Genomic DNA, 16,419 nt, shown 5'->3' with positions numbered 1-16,419 from the left:
CGGCAACCTGTACAATCAACTAATTGTCGGAAGTTTCGGTCACGAACCCTTGAGCCAGTCGGGAATACGGTCAAGGTCGAGCAGGTCCTCGTAAGTGGTCCTCGGCCGCACGATCGCAAATTGATCAGCGTTTACGAGGACTTCCGGCACCAGCAATCGGGAATTATAGGTGCTGGACTGCACGGCACCGTAGGCGCCGGCGGAATAGACCGCCAACATATCCCCAGCATTCACTCGCGCCATGTCCCGGTTCTGGGCAAGAAAATCACCTGTTTCGCACACGGGACCGACGATATCCGCCTTGATTCGGCCGCTTTCACCGACGTTTTCGCGGACCGGGCGGACCTCGTGATAGGCTTCGTAAAGTGTCGGGCGGATGAGATCGTTCATCGCACCGTCGACGATCACGAACGTCTTGTCCGCGCCGTCCTTCACGTAGATGACGCTGGTCACCAGAATGCCGGCGTTGCCCGCGATCATGCGGCCCGGTTCGAACATCACCCTGCAATCCAGCTCCCGCACGTGCTTCTTGACCACCTGCGCATAGGCGCCCGGGTCCGGCGGCGGAGCGTTGTCGGTGACATAGGGAATGCCGAGCCCGCCGCCGAGGTCGACGTGATCGATCTGGTGACCTTCGGCCCGCAGGCCCGAAATCAGGTCCCCCAGCCGGGCGAACGCCTGGTCGAACGGTTCCAGCTCCGTGATCTGCGAACCGATATGCATATCTATGCCGGTAACCTTCAGACCCGGCAAAGCGGCGGCTTCGGCATAAACCTCACGCGCCCGCTGCCAGGGAATGCCGAACTTGTTCTCTGCCTTGCCGGTCGCGATCTTGGCATGGGTCCTGGCATCCACGTCCGGATTGATGCGCACGGAAACACGCGCGTTCTTTCCCATTTCGCTGGCGACCCGCGACAGTTGCCGCAATTCAGGTTCGGATTCGACATTGAAGCAGAGGATGTCCTCTTCAAGCGCGAGAGCCTGCTCCGCCTCGGTCTTGCCGACCCCTGAAAAAACGATCTTGTCGGCGGGCACACCCGCAGCCCGCGCCCGGCGCAGCTCGCCTTCGGACACGACGTCCATGCCTGCGCCGAGGTCTGCCAGCGTCTTCAGTACCGCCTGGTTCGAATTGGCCTTCATGGCATAGCAGACCAGCGACGGGATATCGTCGAATGCGGATGCAAAGACCTGATAATGCCGGGTCAAGGTCGCCGTGGAATAGCAATAGAACGGCGTGCCGACCTCACGGGCGATCTCTTCGATCGCCACGTCTTCGGCAAACAGCTCTCCGTTTTTATAGGCGAAGTGATGCAAGGGGTGCCCTCATGCGGGTGGAGGCGCTGACGGTGCAGGCGGCCTTAATTGATCAGAAAGTCCAGAAAGAACGGCTCGTCGCTTTCCGGTTTCTGCGGCTGGACGGCGGCGGCCGCCGGATCGACGGCAGCACCTTGCGACGGAGCGGGAGCGCCCGGGTTATCCAGAGACCCCTTGCGTCCACAACCGGCCAGGGTCAGGCCCAGGCAAAGGCCGAGCAGTGTCAGAATTTTCAATCGGGATTTCATGACCATCCGTGCCCTTTTCGCAAAACCCTTACAGGTTCTCTCCTCGCATGACAGACCGAATTCGGCAAGCTCACACCGCCTTCGCATGCCAAGATTGAACGCTGCTCACCCCCTGGACAGCTCTTTCAGCCAGCGGCGCGCCTGTTTGCGCACATTTACAGGCGAGGTTCCGCCGTAACTTGTGCGGCTGCGGACCGACTTGTCGACGGAAAGCACCGAGAAAATTTCCGCGCTGATCTTCGGCTCCACCGACTGCATGTCTTCCAGAGGGATCTTGTGCAGCTCGATATTGCGTTCAACGGCCAGGGCCACGATCCGCCCGGTCACATGATGGGCATCCCTGAAGGGCAGGCCAAGCACCCGCACTAGCCAGTCGGCGAGATCCGTCGCGGTAGAATAGCCGGATCCGGCGGCCTTTTTCATGACTTTCGTCACCGGCTCCAGATCCCGTACCATGCCTGTCATGGCCGCAAGCGCCAGGGAGATGCTGGCAAGACCGTCGAACGCCTGCTCCTTGTCTTCCTGCATGTCCTTGGAATAAGCGAGCGGCAGGCCCTTCATCATCACCAGCAGCGCCTGAAGAGAACCGTAGATCCGGCCGGTCTTGGCACGCACGAGCTCCGCCGCGTCCGGGTTCTTCTTCTGCGGCATGATGGAAGAGCCGGTCGAGAACTTGTCCGACAGTTTGACGAACCCGAACTGCGCCGAGCACCAGATGACGATCTCCTCGGCAAGGCGGGAAAGATGCATCGCGGCAAGGGACGCTGCGGCGAGCGCCTCGATGACAAAGTCCCGGTCCGAGACTGCGTCCAGCGAGTTTGCGGCAGGCCGGTCGAACCCGAGGGCCTCGGCCGTCATCTTCCGGTCGATCGGAAAGGACGTGCCGGCCAGTGCGGCCGCGCCGAGCGGGCTTTCGTTCATGCGCTTGCGCGCATCGCGGACGCGGCCGCGGTCTCGGGAGAACATCTCCACATAGGCAAGCAGATGATGCCCGAAGGTCACCGGCTGGGCCGATTGAAGATGCGTGAAACCGGGCATGACGTCGCCCGCATGGGTTTCCGCCTTTTCGGCGAGCACCTGCATCAGTTCACTGAGCTGGTCGTCCAGAGTATCCAGCGTGTCACGCACCCAGAGGCGGAAGTCCGTGGCGACCTGGTCGTTTCTGGAGCGCGCGGTGTGCAGGCGTCCGGCCGCAGGGCCAACCAGTTCGGCAAGCCGGGCCTCGATGTTCATGTGGATGTCTTCCAGCGCCCGGGAGAAGACGAACTTGCCGCTTTCGATCTCTGACAGGATTGTGTCTAGACCTTGAACGATCTTGTCTGCATCGTCCTGCGTGACGATGTCTTTTTCGGCGAGCATGCGCACATGGGCTTTCGAGCCGTCGATGTCTTGCTTATATAGTTTCCGGTCATAGTCGATGGAGGCGTTGATCTCCTCCATGATGGCGTCCGGTCCTTCTGCGAACCGGCCTCCCCACATGCGATTGCTCATGTCCTGTCCCTTAAGAGGCGCCTCTTGCGAGGTGTGAACGAATGACGAAGCCAACCGAACCCGCAAAACGCTCCGGTCGCGGCCTTCTGGCCGCCGGGCTTGCAGGCGCCGTAGCTGCTGTAGCGGCTCTATACGTGATCGCCGGACCCGATGGCAACATTGCAGGCGCCGAAACCTGCTCGGCCACCCTGGAGACCGCGGCGTCGGCCAAACCCCACGCCACCGGCGAAGTGGCCGCGTTCCTGCCCGCGAGCCAGCCGCTTGATCTCAAGGGCCTGACGTTCATGGGACCGGATGGCGAGCAGGTCAGCCTCGCCGACTTCAGCGACAGGACCGTTCTTCTCAATCTATGGGCAACATGGTGCGCCCCCTGCCGCAAGGAGATGCCGGCTCTGGATCAGCTTCAGGCGGATATGGGCGATGAAAGCTTTGAAGTGGTCGCGGTCAATCTGGATCGCGGCGGGCCGGACAAACCCAAGGCCTTCCTTGAGGAAATCGGTGTCAGCCACCTGACCTACTATCAGGACAGCTCGAACGGGCTCCTGAAGGACCTGAGAAAGGTTGCCCGCGCGACAGGCCTGCCGACGACCATCCTGGTCAGTCCGGAAGGCTGCGAGATCGGCACCATGTACGGCCCCGCCGAGTGGGCCTCGGGCGAGGCCAAGGAGCTTGTTCGAAGCGTCATGAAAAAACCGGCGGGCTGAGCGCGCGCCGGAATATCAATGGGCCTGACAGGTAAATTTTAAACGGAAATATCGACCGCTTCGCCGAGGCCGGGGATCTTGCGGGCTTCGCGGCGCGTCTGGTCGGTTTCCTGCGCCTCGTCAAGCCTGGTGGCCACCTGACGTTCCTGCTCGTTCTGATCGCGAACGGCATTGGCCGCAAGCTGGCTGCGCGTGTCGGCAGCGCTGTAGGCAGCGGAAGAAGACGTTTCGGATATACTCGACATAAGCCGTACTCCTTTGGCGTGGTGAAGAGATCTCACCGTATTTTGCTTGTCGAGAGCATCCTGCTCTCGACTGAAACCGGAATGTTCTAGACCGTGATATCGACCTGACCGCCGAGTCCCTTTCCGGGATCCTGCGATTGCACGCGGTTTTCGATCTGCTCGGCCTGCCGCGACAGGACCTCCGCGCGATTGGAGCTGAAATTGGCCTGACGCTTGACCGTCTCAGCAACGGCTTCAGACTGCCGCGCCTTGGCCGCTTCCGCTTGCTCAGCAGCCTTTTCCGTCCGCGCCGAACTGAGCGCGGGCTGAAAAGCCTGAGATGTTCCACTTCCTATTGAAGCGGTCATGGTCTTTCCAATCCCTGAAATTCGTTCGAAGGGTATTTTGCCTTACACAACTGAATTCAAAGGTAAATTTTAAAATGAAACGCTTCAGTTGATTGAGAAGCTACTGACAGACAATAGAAATTTTATATAAAAATTTAAGTACTCTTGAGCAATCTATTGAAGTTGCTCAGTATCCCAAAAGACGCGTGATCGTTCTTAATCGCTCGGTCACATCCCGAGAGAGGTGCCTGGACGCGAGGAATCGCCTTCCGAAGGGCTCGGAACAGGTCTGCTGTTAAGAATTTGAAGAAAGAAAGATGTCAGGCGGTTACGTCGACCTGGGTCCCCAGACCCTCGGCCGGAGCGGCCTGGACCGCCTGAAGGTTGTCAGCGCCTTCCTGCAGGAGAGCAACCAGGCTGGCGTCCTGCTCGGCCGCCATTTTCATCATCGCCGACTGCAGCTGCTGGCCCGTCTGGGCCTGAGTCATGGCAACATAGGTGTTGGCGATTCCGGCGCTGTCCATACCGAACGGGTCTCCTGATTGAAACCGGACCCTAACTTCCAGCCCTTAAACAAGCGTTAACAAAGGCTTACCTTTTCAATTCCCGTCGTTGCCGAGCGCTTTCCGGCGCACCTTGCCGGAGGGTGTGCGCGGCAGTTGATCGACGACCCGGTAGTCCTTCGGACGCTTGTAGTCGGCAAGGGCGGACATTGCGTGGGCAGCAAGGCGATCCGCATCGAAACTGTGGCGATCGCGCGGAACGACAAACGCCGTGATCAAGCTTACGCCCGCACGGGCAGCGACCGATGTGACGGCCACTTCCAGCACTTGCGGATCGGCCGCCAGAACCCGTTCCACTTCCTCCGGCGCGACGCGGTAGCCGAAGGCATTCATCAGATCGTCGCAACGGCCTTCGTACCAGTAGTAACCATCCTCGTCCCGGCGGGCCCGGTCTCCCGTCTGAAACCAGTCCCCCTTGAACGCCGCCGCTGTCTCTTCCGGCCGGTTCCAGTAACCCAGCATCAGACCGGGCTCGTCGCGGTGAATGGCGAGAAGTCCGGTTTTTTCCGCAGCCGCAAGCTCCGGATCTGCCGTCGGGTCCTCTTCCAGAATCGCCACCTTGCGTCCGGCCTGCGGTTTCCCCGGTGAACCCGGTTTCACCGGCACATCGGGGCCGCTGGAAAGATAGGTCGAAATTTCGCTCATGCCGAGGGCTTCATAAAGCTCGCGGCCCGACCGCTCTTTCCAGTCGTTATAAAGCGCGGCGGAAAGCGCTTCCCCGGCGGTCAGTCCGTGACGCAGCGCCGGAAAGGCGTCTCTCGAGACCTCCCCGTATTTCAGGATGCGCCGGTAGAGGCTCGGAACGGCGGCGAAAAGGCTTGCCTGGCTGGCCTCCAGGACCAGCGGCCAGATCTCCGGGTCCCGGGGACCGTCATAGACGATGCTGGTCGCCCCATTTGCCCAGGGGTCCATCAGTCCGACCCCGAGCGTATAGGTCCAGTTGAAGGCACCCGCATGCAGCAGCCGGTCGGCGGAGGAAATGCCATACCAGCCCCGGTACATCGGCGCACGGGCGGCAGCCGCCCGATGGGCATGCAGGACACCCTTCGGTGAGCCGCTCGTTCCGGAGGTGTAGATCAGAAAGGCCGGGTCATCCGAACCGGTATCCGCGAAATCCGCAGGAGCGGAGCGTTTCAGCCCGTCGATGCCCTCGGGCCCCAGAAAAGGCACGTTCGTGCTCACCGGCAGCGTGGTCTTGCCGTCGTGCAGCACCATCGACGCACCGCAATCTTTCAGGATCGCCTCTGTCTCAAGCGCCGTCAGCAGCGCGGACGTGGGCACGGGAACGAAGCCAGCGGCGATCGCGCCGAAAAACAGCAGCGGAAAATCGCTCGAATGTCCGATGCGCAGCAGAACCCGGTCCCCGGCCTGAAGACCGGCGGCCGCAAGACCTCCCGCAACGGACAGAACCGATTGCGTGATTGCTTCGAATGTATGGACTTCCAGAAGTTCCCCGCCCGGACCGACCACTTCCAGCGCCGTCTTGCCCGGGTCGGCGCCGGCCCTGGTCAGACAATACCGCGCAAGATTCATCGGGAGTTATCGCGTCGGGACAGGTGTCTCGCCACGATAATCGTAAAATCCGCGCTGTGTCTTGCGGCCGAGCCAGCCGGCCTCGACATATTTCACCAGCAGCGGACAGGGGCGGTATTTGGTATCCGCCAGGCCTTCGTACAGCACCTGCATGATCGACAGACAGGTATCCAGGCCGATGAAATCCGCCAGTTGCAGCGGGCCCATCGGATGGTTGGCACCGAGACGCATGGCCTTGTCGATGGACTCCACCGATCCGACACCTTCATAAAGCACGTAGATGGCTTCGTTGATCATCGGCAGAAGGATGCGGTTGACCATGAAGCCCGGGAAATCCTCGGCGACCGCGACCTGCTTGCCGAGCCGGTCGCAGAATTCCTTCGAAGCCTCGAAGGTCTCGTCCTCGGTGGCGATGCCGCGAACCAGCTCCACGAGTTCCATCAACGGAACCGGGTTCATGAAATGGATGCCGATGAAGCGCTCGGGGCGATCGGTCGACGCCGCCAGACGGGTGATGGAAATCGACGAGGTGTTGGTGGCCAGAATGGCTTCCGGTTTCAGGATCGGGCAGAGCTGGGAGAAGATCTTCCGCTTGACCTGTTCGTTCTCCACCGCGGATTCGATCACCAGATCGGCATCGCTGACGAGATCCAGGTCTTCGGCCGGCTTGATCCGGTCGAGCGCCGCCTTTCTCGCTTCCTCGGTGATCAGCGACTTGGAAACCTGGCGCGCCAGGTTTCCGTTGATCGAAGCCAGCCCCGACTCTATCCGTTCCATGGATATGTCGCTCAAGGCGACCTCGTAGCCGGCAAGCGCGCACACATGCGCGATACCGCTGCCCATTTGCCCCGAGCCAATAATGCCGACTTTTTTGATTTCGACAGCCATCCTGAGAATCCGATCTTTTAAAAAAATACCCTGATCGCCGGCCCGATCGCCGTGTTGAGGCTATTTTTGGCAAGTCTTGCGCCGAACAGCAAGGACCCCGTAGCGAAAACTGTCAATCGCTACGGGGTCCGTGATGAATTTGCCGCAGGCTTTACTCGACGGCGGCTTTCAATTCCGGCAGCACATCGAACAGATCGGCGACGAGACCGTAGTCGGCCACCTGGAAGATCGGCGCTTCCTCATCCTTGTTGATCGCGACGATCACCTTGGAATCCTTCATGCCGGCCAGGTGCTGGATCGCACCGGAAATGCCGCAGGCAATGTAGAGATCCGGGGCGACGACCTTGCCGGTCTGCCCGACTTGCCAGTCGTTCGGAGCATATCCGGCATCGACAGCGGCACGGGACGCACCGACGGCAGCACCGAGCGCATCCGCCACCGGCATGATGACTTCCTGGAACTTTTCTTCCGAGCCGAGCGCGCGGCCACCGGAAATGATGATCTTCGCGGACGTCAGCTCCGGACGATCGGATTTGGAAAGCTCCTCACCGACGAATTCCGACAATCCGCCCGATGCGGTACCCGCGACGGCTTCAATGGCAGCAGAACCGCCTTCTTCCGCGGCCGCGAAAGTGGAGGTCCGCACCGTGATGACCTTTTTCGGGTCTCCGGACTTGACGGTCTGAAGGGCGTTGCCCGCATAGATCGGACGCTCGAAAGTGTCCGCATCGACAACGGCGGTGATGTCGGAGATCTGCATCACGTCCAGCAGAGCGGCGACGCGCGGCAGCGTGTTCTTGCCGTTGGCCGTCGCTGGCGCGACGATGGCGTCGTAATCGCCCGCCAGTCCGACAATCAGGTCAGCTGTCGGTTCGGCGAGCTGGTGCTCCAGCTCGTCGCTTTCGGCGACCAGCACCTTGGAAGCGCCGGTCAGCTTCGCGGCAGCTTCCGCGACGCCCTGGACGCCTTTGCCGACCACGAGAATATGGACATCGGAGCCCAGCGCGACGGCTGCCGTCAGGGCCTTGGCCGTCATGTCGTTCAATGCGCCGCCGGCGTGTTCAGCCACAAGAAGTGTTGTCATTTTGGTTCTCCTGCAACGCCCTTAAAGGACACCGGCCTCATTCTTGAGTTTGTCGACGAGTTCGCTGACGGATCCGACCTTGATACCGGCCTGGCGGGCAGGCGGTTCGGTTGTTGAGACAACAGTCAGCCGCGGCGAAATGTCGACGCCGAAGTCTTCCGGCGATTTCTCGTCGATCGGCTTCTTCTTCGCCTTCATGATGTTCGGCAGCGAAGCATAGCGCGGCTCATTGAGACGCAGGTCGGTGGTGACGATTGCCGGGAGTTTCAGCTTGATGGTCTGCAGGCCGCCGTCCACTTCGCGGGTCACATCGACGGTGCCTTCGCCGAGATCGACCTTCGAGGCGAAAGTTCCCTGGCTCCAGCCGAGCAGGGCCGCCAGCATCTGGCCGGTCTGGTTACAGTCGTCGTCGATCGCCTGCTTGCCGAGAATCACCAGACCCGGCTCTTCGGCTTCCACGATCGCCTTGAGGATTTTGGCGACGGCCAGAGGCTCGGTGGTGGCATCGGTCTTCACGAGAATGCCCCGGTCGGCGCCCATGGCAAGGCCGGTCCTGAGCGTTTCGGTCGCCTGCTGCGGTCCGACGGACACGACGATCACCTCGGTCGCCTTTCCGGCTTCCTTCAGCCGCAGGGCTTCTTCGACGGAGATTTCGTCGAACGGGTTCATGGACATCTTGACGTTCGCAAGATCGACACCCGAACCATCCGCCTTAACACGGACTTTCACGTTGTAATCGATGACCCGCTTGACGGGTACGAGGATTTTCATCTGGTCTCAACCTCTTGCTGGGCCGGCTTTCACCGCACCGCATTTTCAGGCTCTCCGCCCCGGGATGACCTTAGGGTACAAACGGCGGAAATGAGCCAATCGTAGCGCATGGCGGGGGACCGTAATGACCAGCACGGCAGCTGTCAATCGGGCTAATCGGTTTAGAGCGTATCTCATCAATATGGATTCATTTGACCGAGACAATTTTGGTCTCAGGCTAGACGGTTTGCGCGCAGTGGTGCCTCCCACCATAAGCGCAAACCAACGACGCCTGAGGGCAAGATTGTTCGGCCCAATCCAGCTGCAATTCCGATAGCTCTGATCTTTCCAGGGTGTCGATAAACGGCCCATCGGCAGCGTTGCCCCGCTTGCCCGATGCACTGCATCGCGCTGCGCGACGCGCCTTGCCGAGTGAACCGTTTATCGACATCAAATGGATCCATAGTGATGAGACACGCTCTAACGCCGCAATTTGCCGCACCTGGAAAATCGAGGGTCGCAAAGATGACAGTTCAACGCTGCGTCGAGACCGTTGCCCCAGAGACCCTGGAGGACCCGGCACCCGCCACGATCCGGAAAATCTTCAGGCAATGTTCCTGTCGAAAAGCCGCACGCCCTTGCGCCGGAAGAAGACAACCAGAACCGCTCCGGCAACCAGTCCGCCCACATGGGCGATGAAAGCCACCTGTCCCCCTTCCACCACGACGGCGTTGACGATCTGGTAAAGGATCCAGGCACCCAGCAACCAGTTGGCAGTCAGCCGCAGCGGGATCCGGCCGAGCGCCAGCACCCAGATCTTCACGCGCGGATGCAGCATCAGATAGCCGGCGACCACACCCGATACGGCGCCCGACGCCCCGATCAGCGGCACTTCCGAATTCATGTCGAGCACGGCATAGGCATAGCCTCCCGCCGCCGCGCAGATCAGGTAGAAAGCCAGGTAACGGACATGCCCCATGGCATCTTCGACATTGTCTCCGAACACCCACAGAAACAGCATGTTGCCGATTAGGTGCATGTAGCCGCCATGCAGGAAGGCATATGTCACGATCGACATCCACTCCGGCAGCATCTGCAGCTGCGGCGCGAGTTCGCGAATATCGAAAAACACCGCCGGTATCAGCCCGAAGGAATACGACGAGGCCCCGACAGCCAGCTGGTTGCCCGCCCCCTGATACAACAGGAAAATCAACACATTCGCGGCGATGATCGTCAGGTTCACATAAGGGTGGGGGACATGGACCCGCCGCTTGTGATCGTAAAGTGGAATAAACATCAGCCCTCCGGGCCTGCGCCGTGGCGTACCGGCTGGCGTCTACCGGTTCTGTCCGGGCACCCAGAGAACGTCCTGCCCGCCCTTGTCGTTGAGATAGCGGGATGCGACGAAAAAATAGTCCGAGAGGCGGTTCATGTAGCGCACGGCGGCCGGATTGACCTTCTCTCTGCCGGCAAGCTCCACGATCAGCCGTTCCGCGCGCCGCGACACGGTCCGGGCCAGGTGCAGTTGCGCCGAGGCGGCACTGCCGCCGGGCAGAACGAAAGACCGCAAGGTCGACAGATCCGCGTTCAGGACATCGATTGCCTGCTCGATGGCTTCCACCTGGGCATCCGTGACGCGCAGCGGCTCATAGCCGAGATCCTTGTCCGTCTCCGGCGTCGCGAGATCGGCGCCAAGATCGAACAGGTCATTCTGGACGGAGCCGAGAAAGACATCGACCTCCGGCGCGGTTTCGCCCGTGTGCAGCCTCACCAGCCCGACAACCGCGTTGGTTTCATCCACCGTGCCGTAGGCTTCGACCCTCAGATCGTTCTTCGGCCGGCGCTCGCCGGACCCCAGCGCGGTGGTGCCGTCATCGCCGGTCTTTGTGTAGATCTTGTTCAGAATAACCATTGCTCGCCGTCCCCCAAATTTCCGTCAACGATTTCCGTCAGCGGTTTCCGAAGAAATAGAGCCCGCCCATCACCAGGACAATGACCAGGAACTGCAGCCCGACCCGCCAGCGCATGAGCATCTGCGAACGGTTCGCCGGTCCGTTGCGGAACATGTTCCAGATGCCGAGCAGCAGCACGATAGCCACGGCCGCCAGCCCGATCGGAATAAGAGTGTTGATGATATCAGCCATTTTTTATCCTTTTCAGCCCCGCGCCGCACCCGGCCTGCGTTTCATGAGCCCGCGGTCCGGAGAAGCTATTTTTCGCCGTCGGCGGCCCATATGCAGAAACGGTCGAGAAGACCCGTCGGCAACACCCGTTTTGCCACAGCCATGACGGTTGTCGGAACAGTGACATGATAGCGCGCCCTCGGCCGCTTTGCTTCCAACGCATGAATGAGCTTCTTGACGACCGCTTCCGGGCCCAGCTTGAACGGTCCCGGTTCTCCCGCTTCCATGCGCCGGCGCTGTTTTTCGTAGGTTTCCCGATAGACAGAGGAATTCGATCCGTCCTCACCGATCCAGCGGTCGAAATTCGCCAGGGCATTTTCGGTGAACTTCGTTGCGATCGGTCCCGGTTCGATCAGCGACACATGCAGACCCGTCCCGGCCAATTCCTGCCGCAGCGTGTCCGAATAGGCCTCCAGGGCAAATTTCGAGGCGGTGTAAGCACCGCGGTATTTCAGCGCCACAAGCCCTAGCACAGACGAACACTGCACGATACGCCCGGACCGGTTGGCCCGCATGGCGGGGAGGAGCTGCCTGGTCAGATCGTGCCAGCCGAAGAAATTCGCTTCGAAAAGCGACCGCAGTGCTGCGGTCGGAAGGTCTTCCAGGGCCGCGGGCACAGCGAAGGCGCCGTTGTTGAACACCGCATTGAGTTTGCCGTCGGTTCTCTCGAGCACGGCATCGGCCGTCGCCCGAATACTGTCGGCATCCTCGTAATCCAGACGGTAGGCCTCGAATCCGGCGTCCTGCAGCCGGTCCACATCCGCCTGGGACCGGGCGGACGCGAACACCCGCCAGTCGCGCCCGCGCAGCCTGTGGCATGCCATGGCTCCGATGCCGGAAGAACACCCCGTAATCAGTATGGATTTCGGTTCAGGAAAACTGTCGGGGTAGCCACTCATTCAGGAAGAATCCGGTGGTGAAATATTTCGGTCCCGAACTCCTATCAGATTGGTTCCCCTGAAAGCAATTTCGGAACGGGCCCCGCAAAGCCGGAAGCTTCCCGGATGAACTGTGTCTTGAGGCCCGGCATGCGGTCGACCAGACCGAGACCGAAATCCCGCACGGCGCGCAGAAAATCGTTGTCGTTCGAAAATAGCCTGTTGAGCACATCCGTGACCACGCCCATCTGGAACGTGTCGAACCGGCGCCAGCGCTGATAGCGCTCCAGAACGTCGAGACCACCCAGGTCCTGCCCGAGGCGGCGCGCGTCCACCAGCACCTCTGCCAGCGCGGCAACATCCTTGAAACCGAGATTGAGACCCTGTCCGGCAATCGGATGAATGCCGTGCGCGGCATCGCCGATCAGGGCGAAGCGCGGCTTCACGAAATCCCGGGCCAGTTTCAGCCCCAGCGGGTAGGCCCGGCGTGGGCCCTCCACCTTGAGCGCCCCGAGGTGATGGCCGAACCGCCGCTCCAGCTCCAGCTCGAAGGTAAAATCGTCGGAGCGCACCAGACGGTCCGCATCCGCCGTCTTTTCTGTCCAGACCAGAGAAGACCGGTTGCCGGGCAGGGGCAGGATGGCGAACGGGCCGGCGGGCAGGAAATGCTCTTCCGCCCGGCCTTCATGCGGGCGCTCATGCGAGACCGTCGTCACGATGCCGGATTGGCCGTAGTCCCAGTTGACGGTGCGGATACCCGCCAGATCGCGGAGCCTGGAGCGCACGCCGTCCGCCGCGACCAGCAACCGGCTCTTCAGCAGGGAGCCGTCTTCAAGCGTAATTTCCGCGTGGTCCGGAAGCGTGCGGAAGCTATCGGCGGTCGCGGGTGCGAAGAAGGAAACACCGAGCTTCTTGGCCGCCTTGTAGAGCGCCGGCATCATGACGCCGTTAGGCATCATATGGGCAAAGGCTTCCCCTTCGGTGGCCTCGCCGTCGAAGGTCAGGAACACCGGACGCACGGCATCGCGCAGCCGGCTGTCGGTGACGATCATTTCGTTGATCGGCTGGGATTCGGCCTCGATCTGCTGCCAGATACCGAGCTGTGTCAGCATGCGCGAGGCAGCAGCCGCAATGGCTGACGCCCGCGGGTCCTTGTGGAGCTGATCCATCGGCTTGGGATCGACCACCGCGCATGTCAGACCGGCATCGCCCTGCTTCAGGGCCACGGCCAGGGACAGGCCCACATAGCCGCCGCCAACGATCACGACATCGAACATGTCCGACGAACCGCTTGTCTTTGCCTTCTTGGCCATCGTCTCTATCTCCTTGCCGCCACCTTCCCGAACGACATCTTGACTTTAACGTCAGGTGACGTTCAAGAGTGCACGTAAGGCCGGTTGTCCCGGCTTCAATACCCGGCACTCTATCTAACAGGGATCGCGCCGATGAACAGGGCCATCGACAACCTTCTGCAGATACTTGACCTGGAACCGCTGGAGCGCAACCTGTTCCGTGGTCGCAGCCCCCAGGTCGGCTGGCAGCGTGTCTTCGGCGGCCAGGTCATCGGCCAGGCGCTTGTCGCGGCGTCCCGGACGGTGGTGGAGGACAGGCACGTTCACTCCCTCCATGGCTATTTCATGCGCCCCGGCGATCCGGAAGTGCCGATCATCTACGAGGTCGACCGGATCCGCGACGGCGGCAGCTTCACCACCCGGCGGGTGGTCGCCATCCAGCATGGCGAGGCGATCTTTTCCATGTCCGCATCGTTCCAGGTGATCGAGGAAGGCCTCGAGCACCAGAGCGACATGCCGGACGTGCCCGCGCCCGAAGACCTGCCGAGCGAGCAGGAGTTGAAGGACAAGTTCCTGACCATGGCGCCGGAAAACATCCGCCGCTACTGGGAACGCGAACGGCCGATCGAGATGCGCCCGGTCGACATGACCCATTATTTCAGCAAGAAGCCCCTGCCGCCGCAGCAGTATGTCTGGGTCCGGGCCAGCGGGCCGCTGCCGGACGACGAACGCATCCACCAATGCGTCCTCGCCTATGCCTCCGACATGACGCTGCTGGACACGTCGCTGTTTCCTCACGGCACATCCGTTTTCAGCCCGAAGATCCAGGCCGCCAGCCTCGACCATGCCATGTGGTTCCACCGGCCGTTCCGCGCGGACGACTGGCTGCTCTACGCAACCGACAGCATGTCTTCCTCCGGATCGCGCGGCATGAACCGGGGCGCGCTCTACACCAGAGACGGCACCCTGATCGCCTCCACCGCCCAGGAAGGCCTGATCCGGTTGCGACGGAAAGAGTGAAACGGGGCACTCTGGATCCAGGACATCCGGCGCGATTTCTCAGGTCGAAACAGATATCGGTCGCACCGCTGCGAACGACAACTTCACCCCCCAAGGTCGGTCGTTCGGTTGGTCTCCGGCCGGCCCTGAAAACCGCCGTTCGTTGCCAGTCAGCCGTTATCATTGATCGCCGAAATGACAGAGAACTGACGAAGAGGCTTTGCAGTAAGCGTCAATTCCCTTCTCGTTATACCCGAATTGAAAGAGAGTGGATTTACAGGTCGCCTTTAGAGTTTATCTTGCGGCCAATCGGAAAATATTCGCCCAATGGCTTAATTTCTGTCCGGATCAGTTTCCATTGGGCATATCAGCAAAGTGAGCGACATGCCTCTGATCAATTACGTAACCCGAGTCCAGTTTGGTTTTGGCGAGCTTGTCACGTTGAAGGAAGAACTGACGCTCGCCGGAATTTCGCGCCCGCTCGTGGTGACAGACAAGGGCGTCCGTAATCTCGGGTTTCTCGACAAGGTTGAAGCCGTCCTCGGCGAGGCGCCGGCAGGCATTTACGACGAGACCCCCGGCAACCCGAACGAGGCGGCCGTCCGTGTCGCGGCGGATTTGTTCAAGGAGGTCGAAGCCGACGGGATTATCGCCATTGGCGGCGGATCATCCATCGATCTTGCAAAGGCAGTTGCCATCCTCGCCGCACATGGCGGGAGCCTGAAGACCTATGCGGTCATCGAGGGCGGCCTGCAAAAGATCACGGCCAGGACCTGGCCGACCATCGCTATTCCGACAACGTCAGGCACCGGTAGCGAAGTTGGACGCGGGGCGATTGTCATACTGGATGACGGCCGGAAAGTTGGATTGCTGTCTCCATTCCTCATCCCGAAAGCCGCCATTGTCGATCCGGAATTGACCATGACGCTGCCGCCCGTTTTGACTGCAGCCACCGGAATGGACGCTATCTCGCACTGCGTCGAGACGTATCTTGCCCCGTCCTTCAATCCGCCGGCAGACGGCATCGCGCTTGAAGGACTGCGCCGCGCCTGGGCGAATATCCGCAAGGCGACGGAAACACCGGATGACAAGGACGCCCGCGCCAACATGGCAATTGCCGCAACCATGGGCGCGATGGCCTTCCAAAAGGGCTTGGGCTGTGTGCACAGCCTCAGTCATGCGCTCGGCGGGCTCAATCCGAAGCTGCACCACGGCACTTTGAACGCGGTGTTCATGCCCGCGGTTCTGGAATTCAACAAGCCGGCCCCGGCGTCCGTCAGCGAAGACAAGTATGCCCGGATGGCCACCGCCATGGGTCTGGCTGCCGGAACGGAAATCGGAGCGGCCATCAAGGAGATGACGGCGGCCATCGGGTTGCCGGTCAGTCTGTCGGAGCTGGGTGTTTCGGAAGATCTCTTCGACCGCATCATTTCCGGTGCACTGGCCGACCACAGCCACAAGACCAACCCCATTGACGCAACCGCTGACGACTATCTCGGGATGCTGCAAGCCTCTTGCTGACAGCCGATGAACGGGACCGGTTCCGACACACCTTTGAGCGCTTTCCGGACCACGGCACTGCCCGGAACCGCTGTTACCGGTATTGATGGAAGCTACCGCGGTCCGGAAAGCGCCGCCAAGACGGACGTTCGCTGGATTTCCGCCCAACCTCCAAAGCGGTCGTTGTTTGCGCGACGTGCAAAGGTCTATAGAGGGTGGGGAGCGGTCATTTGTTGCAGTCGGAACGAATGACGGGAATGGGACCGCCTGCTGACTGGCGACTTCCGGACACGAAAACAGAGAAGCGGACATTCGCATCGACAAGGGTAACAGTAGATTCTGACGTAAGCGGCATCTGGGGCCCACCTTGTTCAGGTACGTCATGATCTCCGACTGAACACGCGTTGCCCCAGAACTGTTG

Annotated in this window: 18 protein-coding genes; 3 read left to right on the top strand and 15 right to left on the bottom strand. The window is 60.9% G+C overall.

What is annotated here, in order from left to right; genetic code table 11:
• Nucleotides 1-39 precede the first annotated feature (39 nt).
• The 3 genes from lysA to argH all read right to left on the bottom strand — a co-directional run bounded on the left by lysA (nt 40) and on the right by argH (nt 3,053).
• Entirely contained in the window at nt 40-1,314 is a 1,275-nt protein-coding gene (lysA, locus tag Q1B40_RS19045; RefSeq protein WP_299817838.1) for a diaminopimelate decarboxylase, read from the bottom strand.
• A gap of 44 nt (nt 1,315-1,358) precedes the next feature.
• Nucleotides 1,359-1,550: a lipoprotein gene (locus tag Q1B40_RS19040; protein ID WP_299817835.1), complete on the bottom strand. Its 192-nt coding sequence runs from the start codon at nt 1,548-1,550 to the stop codon at nt 1,359-1,361.
• A gap of 117 nt (nt 1,551-1,667) precedes the next feature.
• Nucleotides 1,668-3,053: an argininosuccinate lyase gene (gene argH / locus Q1B40_RS19035; protein WP_299817832.1), complete on the bottom strand. Its 1,386-nt coding sequence runs from the start codon at nt 3,051-3,053 to the stop codon at nt 1,668-1,670.
• Between the two features lie 41 nt (nt 3,054-3,094).
• Between argH and Q1B40_RS19030 the strand changes: the two genes are divergently transcribed.
• Nucleotides 3,095-3,757, top strand: coding sequence for a TlpA disulfide reductase family protein (locus Q1B40_RS19030; protein ID WP_299817829.1), 663 nt, complete (start codon nt 3,095-3,097; stop codon nt 3,755-3,757).
• A gap of 38 nt (nt 3,758-3,795) precedes the next feature.
• Here Q1B40_RS19030 and Q1B40_RS19025 read toward each other — a convergent pair whose 3' ends face one another.
• The 12 genes from Q1B40_RS19025 to Q1B40_RS18970 form a co-directional block, all read right to left on the bottom strand.
• Nucleotides 3,796-4,002 (bottom strand): hypothetical protein, encoded by a 207-nt coding sequence (locus tag Q1B40_RS19025; protein WP_299817826.1) that lies wholly within the window; start codon nt 4,000-4,002, stop codon nt 3,796-3,798.
• A gap of 86 nt (nt 4,003-4,088) precedes the next feature.
• The gene (locus Q1B40_RS19020; protein WP_299817822.1) at nt 4,089-4,349 is read right to left on the bottom strand and encodes a hypothetical protein; all 261 of its coding nucleotides are present in this window, start codon (nt 4,347-4,349) and stop codon (nt 4,089-4,091) included.
• A 299-nt stretch (nt 4,350-4,648) separates the two neighbouring features.
• The gene (locus Q1B40_RS19015; protein ID WP_068408362.1) at nt 4,649-4,852 is read right to left on the bottom strand and encodes a hypothetical protein; all 204 of its coding nucleotides are present in this window, start codon (nt 4,850-4,852) and stop codon (nt 4,649-4,651) included.
• A gap of 75 nt (nt 4,853-4,927) precedes the next feature.
• Nucleotides 4,928-6,424 (bottom strand): class I adenylate-forming enzyme family protein, encoded by a 1,497-nt coding sequence (locus tag Q1B40_RS19010; RefSeq protein WP_299817817.1) that lies wholly within the window; start codon nt 6,422-6,424, stop codon nt 4,928-4,930.
• A 6-nt stretch (nt 6,425-6,430) separates the two neighbouring features.
• On the bottom strand, nt 6,431-7,312 hold the full coding sequence (locus tag Q1B40_RS19005) for a 3-hydroxybutyryl-CoA dehydrogenase (protein WP_299817814.1): 882 nt from the start codon (nt 7,310-7,312) through the stop codon (nt 6,431-6,433).
• A gap of 151 nt (nt 7,313-7,463) precedes the next feature.
• Entirely contained in the window at nt 7,464-8,396 is a 933-nt protein-coding gene (locus tag Q1B40_RS19000; RefSeq protein ID WP_299817811.1) for an FAD-binding protein, read from the bottom strand.
• Nucleotides 8,397-8,417: 21 nt separating this feature from the next.
• On the bottom strand, nt 8,418-9,167 hold the full coding sequence (locus Q1B40_RS18995; protein ID WP_299817808.1) for an electron transfer flavoprotein subunit beta/FixA family protein: 750 nt from the start codon (nt 9,165-9,167) through the stop codon (nt 8,418-8,420).
• A gap of 583 nt (nt 9,168-9,750) precedes the next feature.
• On the bottom strand, nt 9,751-10,443 hold the full coding sequence (locus Q1B40_RS18990) for a rhomboid family intramembrane serine protease (protein ID WP_299817805.1): 693 nt from the start codon (nt 10,441-10,443) through the stop codon (nt 9,751-9,753).
• A gap of 39 nt (nt 10,444-10,482) precedes the next feature.
• The gene (locus Q1B40_RS18985) at nt 10,483-11,058 is read right to left on the bottom strand and encodes a cob(I)yrinic acid a,c-diamide adenosyltransferase (RefSeq protein ID WP_299817802.1); all 576 of its coding nucleotides are present in this window, start codon (nt 11,056-11,058) and stop codon (nt 10,483-10,485) included.
• 37 nt (nt 11,059-11,095) lie between these two features.
• Nucleotides 11,096-11,290, bottom strand: coding sequence for a twin transmembrane helix small protein (locus Q1B40_RS18980; protein ID WP_068408376.1), 195 nt, complete (start codon nt 11,288-11,290; stop codon nt 11,096-11,098).
• A gap of 65 nt (nt 11,291-11,355) precedes the next feature.
• Complete coding sequence (locus tag Q1B40_RS18975) at nt 11,356-12,228, bottom strand: SDR family oxidoreductase (RefSeq protein WP_299817797.1); 873 nt, start codon at nt 12,226-12,228, stop codon at nt 11,356-11,358.
• A gap of 44 nt (nt 12,229-12,272) precedes the next feature.
• Nucleotides 12,273-13,520 (bottom strand): ubiquinone biosynthesis hydroxylase, encoded by a 1,248-nt coding sequence (locus Q1B40_RS18970; protein WP_299817795.1) that lies wholly within the window; start codon nt 13,518-13,520, stop codon nt 12,273-12,275.
• 132 nt (nt 13,521-13,652) lie between these two features.
• On the opposite strand from Q1B40_RS18970, the gene tesB reads away from it, so the two are divergent.
• Together tesB and Q1B40_RS18960 are read left to right on the top strand one after the other, a co-directional pair.
• The gene (tesB, locus tag Q1B40_RS18965; RefSeq protein ID WP_299817793.1) at nt 13,653-14,519 is read left to right on the top strand and encodes an acyl-CoA thioesterase II; all 867 of its coding nucleotides are present in this window, start codon (nt 13,653-13,655) and stop codon (nt 14,517-14,519) included.
• Nucleotides 14,520-14,882: 363 nt separating this feature from the next.
• Nucleotides 14,883-16,019 carry an iron-containing alcohol dehydrogenase gene (locus Q1B40_RS18960; protein WP_299817791.1) on the top strand — a complete coding sequence of 379 codons (1,137 nt, stop codon included), beginning with the start codon at nt 14,883-14,885 and terminating at the stop codon, nt 16,017-16,019.
• Nucleotides 16,020-16,419: the final 400 nt, after the last annotated feature.

Origin of the sequence: uncultured Roseibium sp. (assembly GCF_947496995.1) — a bacterium.
In the GTDB taxonomy this organism is placed as follows: Bacteria; Pseudomonadota; Alphaproteobacteria; order Rhizobiales; family Stappiaceae; genus Roseibium.
The sequence above is the reverse complement of the archived record's forward strand: the minus strand, read 5'-3'. Positions and strand labels throughout refer to the sequence as shown.

Coding starts and splice junctions, on each gene's coding strand:
- Q1B40_RS19005 (WP_299817814.1), bottom strand. CDS start 7,312: ATGGCTGTCGAAATCAAAAAAGTCGGCATTATTGGCTCGGGGCAAATG.
- Q1B40_RS18960 (WP_299817791.1), top strand. CDS start 14,883: ATGCCTCTGATCAATTACGTAACCCGAGTCCAGTTTGGTTTTGGCGAG.
- Q1B40_RS19015 (WP_068408362.1), bottom strand. CDS start 4,852: ATGGACAGCGCCGGAATCGCCAACACCTATGTTGCCATGACTCAGGCC.
- argH (WP_299817832.1), bottom strand. CDS start 3,053: ATGAGCAATCGCATGTGGGGAGGCCGGTTCGCAGAAGGACCGGACGCC.
- Q1B40_RS19020 (WP_299817822.1), bottom strand. CDS start 4,349: ATGACCGCTTCAATAGGAAGTGGAACATCTCAGGCTTTTCAGCCCGCG.
- Q1B40_RS18985 (WP_299817802.1), bottom strand. CDS start 11,058: ATGGTTATTCTGAACAAGATCTACACAAAGACCGGCGATGACGGCACC.
- Q1B40_RS18980 (WP_068408376.1), bottom strand. CDS start 11,290: ATGGCTGATATCATCAACACTCTTATTCCGATCGGGCTGGCGGCCGTG.
- Q1B40_RS18995 (WP_299817808.1), bottom strand. CDS start 9,167: ATGAAAATCCTCGTACCCGTCAAGCGGGTCATCGATTACAACGTGAAA.
- Q1B40_RS19000 (WP_299817811.1), bottom strand. CDS start 8,396: ATGACAACACTTCTTGTGGCTGAACACGCCGGCGGCGCATTGAACGAC.
- Q1B40_RS19010 (WP_299817817.1), bottom strand. CDS start 6,424: ATGAATCTTGCGCGGTATTGTCTGACCAGGGCCGGCGCCGACCCGGGC.
- Q1B40_RS18990 (WP_299817805.1), bottom strand. CDS start 10,443: ATGTTTATTCCACTTTACGATCACAAGCGGCGGGTCCATGTCCCCCAC.
- Q1B40_RS18975 (WP_299817797.1), bottom strand. CDS start 12,228: ATGAGTGGCTACCCCGACAGTTTTCCTGAACCGAAATCCATACTGATT.
- Q1B40_RS19030 (WP_299817829.1), top strand. CDS start 3,095: ATGACGAAGCCAACCGAACCCGCAAAACGCTCCGGTCGCGGCCTTCTG.
- tesB (WP_299817793.1), top strand. CDS start 13,653: ATGAACAGGGCCATCGACAACCTTCTGCAGATACTTGACCTGGAACCG.
- Q1B40_RS18970 (WP_299817795.1), bottom strand. CDS start 13,520: ATGGCCAAGAAGGCAAAGACAAGCGGTTCGTCGGACATGTTCGATGTC.
- Q1B40_RS19025 (WP_299817826.1), bottom strand. CDS start 4,002: ATGTCGAGTATATCCGAAACGTCTTCTTCCGCTGCCTACAGCGCTGCC.